This window comes from Ignavibacteriota bacterium (assembly GCA_016212665.1).
In the GTDB taxonomy this organism is placed as follows: domain Bacteria; phylum Bacteroidota; class Ignavibacteria; order UBA10030; family SZUA-254; genus FW602-bin19.
In genome coordinates this window covers 81532-92808 of record JACREZ010000003.1, presented here as the reverse complement: position 1 = coordinate 92808, position 11277 = coordinate 81532, and the positions used below count along the sequence as shown (strand labels likewise).

12 protein-coding genes are annotated in these 11277 nt (G+C 38.6%); 7 read left to right on the top strand and 5 right to left on the bottom strand.

Translation table 11 applies throughout. From position 1 onward, the window contains the following. Window positions 1-260: 260 nt before the first annotated feature. Window positions 261-920 carry a hypothetical protein gene (locus HY960_01170; GenBank protein MBI5214343.1) on the top strand — a complete coding sequence of 220 codons (660 nt, stop codon included), beginning with the start codon at window positions 261-263 and terminating at the stop codon, window positions 918-920. Beyond that, window positions 921-1961 (top strand): sensor histidine kinase, encoded by a 1041-nt coding sequence (locus HY960_01165; protein MBI5214342.1) that lies wholly within the window; start codon window positions 921-923, stop codon window positions 1959-1961. Between the two features lie 207 nt (window positions 1962-2168). Here HY960_01165 and HY960_01160 read toward each other — a convergent pair whose 3' ends face one another. Beyond that, window positions 2169-2390: a hypothetical protein gene (locus HY960_01160; GenBank protein ID MBI5214341.1), complete on the bottom strand. Its 222-nt coding sequence runs from the start codon at window positions 2388-2390 to the stop codon at window positions 2169-2171. A gap of 418 nt (window positions 2391-2808) precedes the next feature. Here HY960_01160 and HY960_01155 point away from each other — a divergent pair, with 418 nt between their 5' ends. From HY960_01155 to HY960_01140, 4 genes are all read left to right on the top strand, one after another. Beyond that, window positions 2809-3360, top strand: coding sequence for an RNA polymerase sigma factor (locus HY960_01155; protein ID MBI5214340.1), 552 nt, complete (start codon window positions 2809-2811; stop codon window positions 3358-3360). After that, on the top strand, window positions 3357-3938 hold the full coding sequence (locus HY960_01150; GenBank protein ID MBI5214339.1) for a zf-HC2 domain-containing protein: 582 nt from the start codon (window positions 3357-3359) through the stop codon (window positions 3936-3938). Before HY960_01155 ends, HY960_01150 begins: the two co-directional genes overlap by 4 nt. 28 nt (window positions 3939-3966) lie before the next feature. After that, complete coding sequence (locus tag HY960_01145) at window positions 3967-4479, top strand: hypothetical protein (protein MBI5214338.1); 513 nt, start codon at window positions 3967-3969, stop codon at window positions 4477-4479. 219 nt (window positions 4480-4698) lie between these two features. After that, complete coding sequence (locus HY960_01140) at window positions 4699-5865, top strand: cysteine desulfurase (protein MBI5214337.1); 1167 nt, start codon at window positions 4699-4701, stop codon at window positions 5863-5865. Here HY960_01140 and HY960_01135 read toward each other — a convergent pair. The 3 genes from HY960_01135 to HY960_01125 are packed head-to-tail and all read right to left on the bottom strand — an operon-like array spanning window position 5862 to window position 8639. Further along, window positions 5862-6824, bottom strand: a complete 963-nt coding sequence (locus HY960_01135; protein ID MBI5214336.1) for a Ppx/GppA family phosphatase — start codon at window positions 6822-6824, stop codon at window positions 5862-5864. The two genes, HY960_01140 and HY960_01135, sit on opposite strands and share 4 nt — an antisense overlap. After that, a complete protein-coding gene (gene prmA / locus HY960_01130; GenBank protein MBI5214335.1) occupies window positions 6791-7651 on the bottom strand; it encodes a 50S ribosomal protein L11 methyltransferase in 861 nt (286 codons plus the stop codon). The genes HY960_01135 and prmA overlap by 34 nt, the downstream gene beginning before the upstream one ends. Window positions 7652-7664: 13 nt before the next feature. Next, window positions 7665-8639: a M28 family peptidase gene (locus HY960_01125; GenBank protein ID MBI5214334.1), complete on the bottom strand. Its 975-nt coding sequence runs from the start codon at window positions 8637-8639 to the stop codon at window positions 7665-7667. 122 nt (window positions 8640-8761) lie between these two features. Here HY960_01125 and HY960_01120 point away from each other — a divergent pair, with 122 nt between their 5' ends. After that, window positions 8762-9727: a hypothetical protein gene (locus HY960_01120; GenBank protein MBI5214333.1), complete on the top strand. Its 966-nt coding sequence runs from the start codon at window positions 8762-8764 to the stop codon at window positions 9725-9727. Window positions 9728-9732: 5 nt separating this feature from the next. On the opposite strand, the gene dacB is transcribed toward HY960_01120, so the two are convergent. After that, the gene (gene dacB, locus HY960_01115) at window positions 9733-11172 is read right to left on the bottom strand and encodes a D-alanyl-D-alanine carboxypeptidase/D-alanyl-D-alanine-endopeptidase (protein MBI5214332.1); all 1440 of its coding nucleotides are present in this window, start codon (window positions 11170-11172) and stop codon (window positions 9733-9735) included. Window positions 11173-11277: the final 105 nt, after the last annotated feature.

The following is an 11277-nucleotide window of genomic DNA, read 5'->3' as shown; positions in this document are numbered from 1 at the left end:
TTTTTATATTTTTTCATTGGCGTATCTCCTTAGGTTATTAAGTTGTAGTGAATTTATTTTCCTAAGATACAGATACGCCGCTTTTTTTTCAATCTGGTTTTTCTACCCTAAATATTTACACACCTTTTGAATATAACTCAATATAACTGACGAAAGAGAAGTGTATTGTAATATTATTTTTTAAGTTATAAATATACAGACACATCAAATTATTTTTAACAATTATTAGATTTCAAGTACAGATAAAGCAGAGATTGATAATGAAAATTATAGATAGTGTTAAGAAATATTTAGGAATCAAGGAATATAAACTGCCAGAGCGTAACTTAGATGATCTTAAGCAAATGGTTAAAATTGTTTTCATTGATGATAAATCTTTTAAGGTCGTGGACATTTTGAAAAAGGCAGGGTGGACGAATACTTCTTGGTTAAAAGATATTCATTCACTTGATTTTCCTGAGATAGTAGAAGCACATATTGTTTTTGTAGATATTCAGGGCGTTGGTCAACGACTTGGATTCAGGGATGAAGGACTTGGCCTTATTTCCGCGCTTCGACAAAAATTTCCTTTTAAGAAACTTGTCGTTTACTCTGCAGAACGTACTGGTGATAGATTTCATCAAGGATTTTCTGCTGCAGATGCTCGAATACACAAAAATGCTGACCCATTTGAATTCCAGTCCTTGGTTGAGCAGTTTAGTAGAGAAGCATTTTCATTAACAGAATGTGTGGCACGTTTACAAAAAGTGTTAAAAAATGATTTTGGAGTTTATCTTACCGAAGACCAAGTTATCAAGAATATGACAGCAATATATAAAAATGGCGATCTGTCTTCAGCTTCAATAGGAAATATTTTTAATGTGAGTAACGCAATATCCTTGGCAAAAATTATTTCTCTTTTTTTAACGGGTAAAGCTTAAATGAAAACCGGCTATTGGTTCAAAGCATCAAAAGATGACTTCGGAATTACTAATCTTCCGGAGAATTGCAGTAATTGTATTAGAATATGTGAAACTGATAATGAAGTCATTGAATGTCTTCATTTTGCGGAAACTAGACGTCGTGGAATGTCTACTATAGCGCGCGGTAAAATGTACATTTGTACAAATGAGGCAATTGCCTCTAAGAGACTTTTTCGCGAACAACAGGCAGTTCTTCGCGAATTGCTACCCATGCTCGATCAACATCGTAGTCAACTTACAGCATCTTTTCAGGAATCTATCAGAAGAATAGCACATAACCTCATAACATTAAATGCAGAATCAATACAAGCAATTTATTCTGCTATTCCTCAGGAAGAATTTTCCCAGCCTGATCGAAATTCTTTAATTGAACATATCACGAGAAAAGTACAAATAGATCCAAAATCTTTTGCACTACTTATTTTAGATTTAATCAAGAATGAACGACTTGTTAAAACTGAATTTTCTGTCTATTCTAAACTCTATGAAAATGAACCGCCTGAAAAACGACCTTACAATATACACAAGATACTTATGTTAGTTTTAAACACCTTCTGGGATGATTTCAACGATATTGGTGTAAATTTTCGTGTCGGCAACTGTATCTATAAAGTAAATGTCGATTATGAATGTATTGCTGCCTCGTTTGTTCATATCCTTCAGAATGCAACCAAATATATTTTACCTAATTCAGTCCTAAATATTTCTTTTACCAAACACAGTTCTCGAATAACGATATCATTTAGTATGACAAGCCTTAGAATTGAACCAGAAGAGGAACAATCTATTTTTTCTGAGGGCTATTCTGGCATCAATCCACAAAAAATTGGTAAAGCTGGCAGAGGTCTTGGACTTCCATCAGTAAAAAAACTCCTCGCCTTGTGCGATGGACAAATCACACTTCGAAGAGAACAAAGTACGGCTGCACGTATAAATCATCTTGGTTTACCATATGATATTAACATTTTCGATATTATTTTGCCAGCTTATGATAATTGATAGTGGAAGTACATCCTAACATCAATAATTTCTTTTTTCTCGTACGACAGGGAGCTTTTACCCGGCTGTCATGGTCCCACCATAACAGAACACTTTACAACAAGGTCACGAATTGGTTCGTGACCTCCGAGTAAAATGTTCCAAATCGTGCAAAAATCAAAATATTCATCAGTTGACCACTTCCAAACCTCAGTTATCTATTTCCAATCAGCCGTTAAATGCCTCCGTTCCAGAGGAATTGCCTTCCGTAGGTTCGACGGCAATTTCCGCCCTATAGTTACCGGTTTCCGAAGGATAGTTAGCGATTTCCGAAGCATAGTAAGCGATTTCTAAAGGATAGTAAGCGATTTCCGAAAGATAGTTAACGATTTCCGACGTCGGAAATGCGTATTTACTCCATTTTGAGGCATTACGAGGTATGTAACTCATAAAACTGTGCATCGGAATGAAGTAATTGTTTAACGGAAAGCCTCATCTCAAATTAATTTAATGATAATAAATGAAGTGAAAACAAAATAACGGATTGACTGACTCTATACATGCGGCCTCCACAAGATAAGCGATGTCGAGTAATGGATTTATTCCAATGCTCTGGTACAAACGCTCTTTTTTCTGGTCCCCGCGATCCACTTCACATTTAGGTCACGGAGTGGTCCGTGACCTCCCAGCCAACCCCTCTCAAGAGGGAAATTATTTGTTCTTGCCCTCCTTAAACCTTTTCCATACATTTCCATCTAAATAATAGCAAATACACAAGTGCGACTCACTTTCTGTTGAATGAATCAAGAAAGTCATCACCAAATAATGCCACAGTGGTAAGTGAGTCGCACATGAACGAACAGATGGAATGAGTCAACACACAGACGCAGAGTTAATCGCCGAGTTCAAAGCCGGAAACATCAATGGCTTCAATGAACTTGTACGTCGCTACCAAAAGAAAATCTATTGGATAGCGAGGCGTATTGTTGGCTCGCATGAGGAAGCCGACGATGTGACTCAGGATGTGTTTGTGAAGGTCTATGAAAAGTTAAAAGACTTTCGAGGTGATTCTGAGTTTTATACGTGGGTGTATAGAATTACCGTCAATACTTCATTCACGCTAACGAGCAAACGAAAATTCAAAGACCTGTTTCAGTACAACGAAGTTGAAGACCGTGTTGATATCGAACAAGAAGCAGACAAGGCATTACTGCAAAAGGAATATCAATCACTCCTTGAATCGGCAATTGCTGAGTTGCCTACTCAACAGAAAGCGGTCTTCCAGTTACGCTACTTCGACGAATTGCCCTATCAGGAAATAGCAAAGATTATGAACCGCTCCGAAGGAGCAGTGAAAGCCAATTATTTTTTCGCATTGAATAAAATTAAAACCAATATGCAAAAGGAGTATCAATTATGAAATGCTCTGATGTAGAAATATTACTTCCCGATTATGTGGTGAACAAATTATCGAACGGACAATATTCGGGAGTCCAATCGCATTTGGAAAACTGCCCGGTTTGCAGAAGTACCGCAAATGAATTTTCCTACCTGTTAGTCGGAATGAAAAAATTTAGACCAAAGGAACCGTCGGAATTATATTTCTCGACAATACTGCCGAGAGTTCATCAACGACTTGAAGCAAAGCAGAAACAATTTCAAATCCCGGAGTATCTATTTCGTTTCATCATGCCTGTTGCAATGACAGTGGTGCTTGTGATGTTTGCGGTTAACTATCAACCCTCTCCGAACGTGAATATTGTGAAAGAAACTGAGATGCAATCCTTGGAAAGTGTTTTAAGCCTTGAAGTTGATGCAACGACTGAAACAATCACCCAAGACGATAGAAGCGTGATAGCAGAAATTTTAGCAGAGGTAACTGAGGACATTCCGTTTACTGAAGATGAGACTGAATCGCTCCTCACTTCGATGGACGAATCAGATGCCTCACAATTGTTTGCTTTGCTGGAACAACCGGCGCATTCCGAACAACGATAATGATTTTTTTACTTGAAAGGATAGAACAATGAAATTACTTAATTCATTATTTATTGCAACACTCTTAACAATAACCTGCTCATTTTCTCAACCCGGTGGTCCGGGTTACGGACACGGGCAAATGCGGGAAGGTCCGCCACCTGAACGCCTTGAACGATTCAAGAAAATGAGGTTGATAGAAGTTCTGAAATTGAATGAAGAAGAATCAATCAGGTTCTTTGCTAAACAAAGCGCACATGAAGAAATCGCCCGTGATATTATGAAAGAACGGGATAAAGCGTTGGATGATTTGCAGGAACTTCTCACCGAGGAGAACATGAAAGATGTACCTAAACTTGTTGATGTTATTGAAACAAGCGATGAGAAACTGTTCCGTGAGCGGGAACGGTTTCGTGATGAAGTGAAGAAACTGCTTTCACCTGAGAAGTTTGCAAAATTCCTCCTCTTTGAACGTGACTTTAATAAGCAGGTTCGGGGTGCAATGAAGGACATTTATGAAGGAAAGCGTGAGCGATGGAGAGGCGGGCGGGATGATAATTGACAATGCAAAAGTCAAAATGAAAAATTATAAATACCCAGCATCTTTTTACTGAAGCGGTCGTCTCAAAAGCGTCATATTGTAGAGTCCGATTCGTAATCGGACGAAAATTTATGACAAATTCTACAAAATTCGTTAAGTCAATTTGCGAAATGGACTCTACCAACCCCTTTTGAGACAACCCCTTTTTTGTTAGTAATACATACCGCATTATATTTACTCATGCACAGAATTTATCTTGACCATGCGGCGACAACTCCGTTAAGACCGGAGGTATTTGAAGCAATGCGACCATATTTTACTGAAAAATTTGGGAATGCGTCTTCCATTCACTCATACGGGAGGGAATCGAGGGCGGCATTGGATGAAAGCCGAAGTGTTATTGCTAAGGCGTTGGGTGTTTCATCAAGCGAGATTTTCTTTGTCAGTAGCGGAACTGAAGCAAATAACTTCGCCATCAAAGGAATAGCAATGAAGATGAAAGAGGAGGGAAAGAATCATATCATTACTTCAAAAGCGGAGCATCATGCTTTGTTAGAACCTTGTACGTTTCTTCGCGGATATGGATTTGAAGTTACTTTTGTAGATGTTGATGAGTTTGGAATGGTTCATCCTGAACAGCTACGAAACAGCATGAGAGAGAATACCGGGTTTGTTTCTATGATGTATGTAAATAATGAAGTTGGAACCATCAACCCGATTCAATCGCTCTCAACTGTTGCGCATGAACATGGTGCGATTTTTCATACCGATGCTGTTCAGGCATTTGGGAAAATAGATTTCAACCTTCAGGAATCAGGCATTGACTTGGCTTCATTTTCAGCCCATAAAATCAATGGACCGAAAGGGATTGGAGCGATGTACATTAAGAAGGGGACGAAGATAGAAAATCTTCTGCATGGAGGCGGACAGGAACGAGGAAGGCGAGCAGGAACAGAGAATGTTCCCCTTGCGGTTGGTTTTGCTAAGGCAGTTGAGTTATTGGTTCGGGAGGGAGAATCGGTAAATAGGAGAATGGGAGATTTAAAGATACAATTCAGAAGGATGTTGAATGAAAAATTCCCTTTTTTACTATTCAATGGACATCCAACAGATTCAGTTTCTCATGTTCTCAACGTTTCTTTTGATAGTGAACAAATTGAGATTGACGGAGAATCCTTGTTATTCAATTTAGATTTGGAAGGAATTGCAGTAACAAGCGGTTCTGCGTGTACATCGGGGAGCATGGAACCATCACATGTATTACTTGCAATGGGTCGCGATATTCAAACAGCGAAGGCAACTATCCGATTTTCATTCGGAAAAGATACGAGCGAAGCGGATTTGTCTTTTGTTATTGAGAAATTAGAATCAGTCATTAAGAAAATCGGGAGATTGAAAAGACTCTAACTGTTTTCCTTTTCCCATTCCCGTAAAGCCAAGCCGTAGCGCAAGCCCCGTTCACTGACAACGATGCTCTTACTTTTTGAAAATCTCATGAACTCAAACAGAATCAATGCACCGGCGGAGAGAATATCTTCTCGTCCTTCTGTTGCACGAGATAATGAATGGATTTCAGTCGAAGAATAACAGAGTAGTTTGTCTTTCCAATTTTGAATCGAATTTGTTGACATTCTCAACCCGCGAATTTTTTCTGCATGAAATTCTAACATGTGTTGGTCTAAGCATGCGAGTGTTGTCACAGTTCCGGCAACACCGACAAGTTCAAACTCTTCAGGTAATTGATTTTGTAAATGATGAAATCTGTTTTCGATAAACATTTTAGCCCCGATGATTTCAATTACTAATGGCGGGTCACGATGAAAGTATCTTTCAGTGATGCGTACACTGCCAATATCTAAACTATGATGAAATAACCGATGAGGAAGTGAGGTTGTTTTCTGATACGATATTTCAGTACTACCGCCACCAATATCAATAACAAGGTAGGGCAACGATATTTTTGGAAGTCCGCTTACAGCCCCTTTGTATGTTAGGATCGCTTCGTCATCCCCGGAAAGAATTTCTGGATAAATTTCTGTTTTATGATGTAAGTACTCGACGAATTCTTTTTGATTTTGAGAATCACGAACGGCACTTGTTGCACATGCAACAATCTTATCCACTGCAAATCTTTCCGCAATCTCTTTATATTTCAACAAAATCTCTGTAGCATCATCGAAAGCATGTTGCTGAAGAAACCTGTTTTCATTAACAGACTTGCCTATGCGAGGGAATCTCTGCTCATGATGTAAAGCATGAAGTTCACCGTTGTTTCTAATTTCTGCCACCAACAGTAAGATGGTATTCGTCCCTATATCAATACTTGCAATTCTCATAGTACCTTTCTCGCCGCGATAGCAAGCCATTCGTTTTCGGTTAACTCTTCAAGTACCTCAAACTGATTATTGAGTAATGATTCAATCATCTTTGTTCTATCAACCAGTAATAATCCTGAAAGCAACAAAATTCCATTGTTAGATAAAAAAGATTGAAAATATTTCATCAAATCAATATTAGTATTTAAGGTTAGATTTGCTGTAATAATATCAAAAGTAGTTAATGGTAAATCCTGAATTTCATTTTGTTGAATTTGAACTACAGTATGAACATTATTCAGAACTACATTTTCTTTTGCATTATCAATTGACCATTCATCAATATCTATCCCAACCGCTGATATTGCTCCCAATTTAATCCCTGCAATTGCAAGAACTCCTGTTCCCGTTCCAACATCAAGTATTGTGGAATTTTGCTTGAGATACTTCGTAAGTAGCAGGAGGGTAAGTCGTGTCGTTTCATGATAGCCGGTGCCAAAGGACATTTTCGGGTCTATACATATTACGATTCTGTTGTGAACGTTTTGATAATCAGACCATGAGGGTTTGATGACTAAACGGTTTCCTATTTCGATTGGTTGAATTGTTTGTTCCCACTGTTCATTCCAATTTTCCTCTTGGAATGTTTTATAAGAGAGAACTGCATTTGAGGAAATTTCCCGTACAAGTTTTTTCAATTCTGTTTTGAATGCGTCCGACTTCAGTTCGTCGAATGAGGTCACGTCGAAGTAACTTTTGAGTTCACTTTCAGTTTCAAGAAAACCTTGTGAACCTAGTTCGAGTAACGTGGGGAGTAGGAGCTCTTGTTGTGAGGGAGAAGCGCTTACCGATACTTCAAGGAATAGTTTCTTCGTCAAGTTGCTAAACAGGTTATGGTGTTTGTGAAAAAATTATTTGAAGCAAAACTCTCCCCACAGCATCAAGACTTTCAGGGCTACATTTATCCGGTGTATCTTCTGTTGTGTGCCAATAGTTTGTAGTGAGATTCGGATAACTGAAGTCAATTAAATCAATTGTCTTAATGCCGACTTCGTTCAGTGGAATATGGTCGTCTGAACCAACGTTTCGTTCAATAGCATCCGAAAAAAAGCTGATGCCAAGAGAGTTAGCTGTTGACCAAACCAACTCAATAATATCTGGGGCGTAGAGAAGTGAAAAACGTTCTTTCTTGATTTCTAACTCTTTATCTCCAATCATATCAAGTAAAACCCCGAACACTGGTGAGTAATTGAGCGGCTGATTTTTTGCAAAATATTTTGAGCCAAGAAGATAGAGATGAGAATCTCCTTCTTTCCCGTAATCTTCACCATCAACAAAAAGAATATCAACCCCAACAGGTGGAGGAGAAGATTTCAGAAGTCGCCCAATTTCAAGCAAGACTGCAACTCCACTTGCTCCGTCATTCGCACCAATAATTGGTTTGTTATGATTTGCCGGGTCTTTATCCTGGTCTGCCCAGGGTCTAGTATCCCAATGAGCAAGGAACAAAATACGTTTGCTTGCTTTCGGATTAAAAGAAGCGAAGAGATTCGTCATACTCAACATTTCGTTATAGCCTCGTTCCGTGAAGTTTTGTTTCCAAACTGTATCAGCATAACTGTTCAATTCGGAATACAAATAATTCAGGCAACGCTGATGACCTGCAGAACCAACATTCCGGGGACCGAACGACGTTTGAGCAACGAGATAATCAAACGCCTTCTGCTTATCGAATTCGGGTGTTTTTACCTGTACGATTTGTTTCTTTTCAGGCTGAGGTGGAATTGTTTGAACTTGCTGCTTCGGTTGTTCTTTCGAGCAGGAGAGTAATAGCAAAAAAATGAGTGTAGAGAGTGTGTGTTTCATTATGAATTCACGAACTGTGTTTGAATCTAACCAAAATGAATTTGATTTGCAACGGTTGTAACCTTTCAAAGATTGATTCGTTTCATTTGTAGAATCTTTTTCAAACAATTAAGGATGAAGTTATGACCAAACGTTGGAGTACAACTACGAAAGTTGTCGTGTTCGCTCTCTTTGCAATTTCTTTCGCTGTGATGTTGATAGCGTTTTCAGGAAAGTATCGTACGTCGGATGCTTATGAATTCACAACAGGAGACGGGAAGAAAAACTATGATGAAACATTTACTGTCAACCCGAATGAAAATTTATATATGGATGTAGATTTCGGAGATATTACCATTGAGGGCTCTGCTGATAATCAAGTTCATGTCAAAGTTACGATGAAGGGGGATGAAGATGACATCCAACGATTTAAAGTTGACTTTTCACAGGAAGGAAACACGGTGCGTGTAATTTGTCGTCATCGCGGTACTCGTTTTCGTTTCTTCGATAATAATTGGCTTGATGCGAAGTATCAAATTTCTGTACCTGAGAACTTCAATCTTGATGTGTCAACATCGGGTGGAAATGTAGAAATCAGAAATGTAAATGGAGAAATTCAAGGTAATACTTCCGGAGGCGATGTAGAAGCAAGTGAACTTGAGGGGAATATTCACATGAGTACTTCAGGTGGTAACGTTTCGGGAAAATCGCTGAAGGGTGATTTAGAGTTAGAAACTTCCGGTGGCGATGTTTACGTTGAAAACAGTTCCGGGAATTTGAAGGCTGAAACATCAGGCGGAAATATCAAGATTCTTGATTGTGATGCACAGGTACGAGCATCAACTTCCGGGGGAAATATCAGAACTTCGCTTGCCGATAATAAGGGAATTCGCCTTTCGACCTCCGGTGGAAATATCGTCTTATTTTTACCCGATACAATTACCGGCGACATAGATGCAGATGCAACAGGTGGAAATGTTTCATGCGATTTACCGTTTCAAGGAAAATTGAAAGATGATAATCTTCGTGGTACAATTAACGGCGGAGGAAATGAAATTGTGCTGGAGACATCTGGCGGGAATATTGATGTGAATACAAAAAATCAATAAAACAGTTATTTCAGTTTTGTATTAGCAAGGAGTTCAATGATTGTATCCTGTAATTTTCTCAGGTCACGGAGTTGTTTCGGGTAATGATTACTCATGAAACTGAACGCGAGTAATGTATTATCATCGGTAGTAACGTATCCGCTCAGAGAACTTACGCTTGAAATTGTTCCGGTTTTCGCACGGAGATTTCCTTCTGCTTTTGTCCCTTTCAAACGATTTTTGAGTGTTCCATCAACTCCTGCGGTTGGTAAACATTCATAGAATCGTTTGAAAGTTTTTGAGCGATACTGATGTTCAAGAATCTTAACTAATGCGTCGGGAGAAATCTGATTATAGAACGAAAGTCCGGAACCATCTGCAAGAATCAGTGAGGAAGTATCAACACCAAGTGAATGCAAATGTTCTAGGATGACATTCAATCCTTTCTTTGTAGTGCCCGGTTCTCCGTACTTTTGTTTTCCAATGGTTTTCAAGAGCAATTCAGAAGCTAAGTTATCACTCGGCTTGTTGATGAAATGAAGGACAGAGTCAATCGGATGAGTAATTTTACTTATTTGTTGGGAGGATGTAATCGTATCAAGTTTACAGATTCCTTGAACGGCAATACGATTCGCACTCAATCTATCTCTTAGCAAATCAAGCAACCACAACTCCGGTTGCCAAACACTAATTTGAAATTCAGTTGTAGAGTCGGTTGTAGCCATTCGCCCATTAACTGTAATGATATTACTTTTTTGTAGTCTCGTTGCCTGAACGAACGGTAGAGTTGAATCAGAAGAGGTACTTCCGTTGTTGATGATTTGTAAAAAAGTAGTCGATGGTTCAACCTTGACTGATAAAATATCACCATCATTCTTACCGGCAGAACACTTTACTGTAACAAAATTTCCGTTGATTGTTAATGGTGTAATGAATGCTTGATAATATTCGGGTTCATCGTCCCACATCCAACCTTTGCCCCAATATACTTCATCCATCGAGGTTACATCGCCGATGATATTTCCAGAGATAGAAGTAATTCCAATACGCTTGATTCGTTCTACGATTGAATCAATATCCTTCACAGAAAAAAGTGGGTCGCCGTTCCCTTTGATGAAGATATTTCCATTCAAGTTACCATTGTTAATTTTGCCATCGTACGAAACAACTGTAGAAAACTCATAAACAGAATCAAATACTTCCAACGAAGCGGAAGTTGTCAGTAACTTCATAGTTGACGCCGGATGAAAAAGTTTATGGCAGTTTTTTGAATAAATAGTTCGACCATCCCGAAGAGAAACTATTTTTAATCCGAGAAACGACGGTGCAAAAAGAGAATCATCCAACAAACTATCAATCGTTGCTATACACTCTATTTCTTCTTTAGTTTGAGAATGGGAAACAGTTATACTCACTGCCAAAAGCAGTGACAACAACGCGGAAAATATTTTTGGGTAATTGGTCATAGGTAAACTCGATTGAAATTCATACAAGAGTAAGAGAAATTGTACAATAAAGCAAGTTGGTTAAATATTGAAAATTGGTTAGATTGTTCCCGTTTTTATGCTATG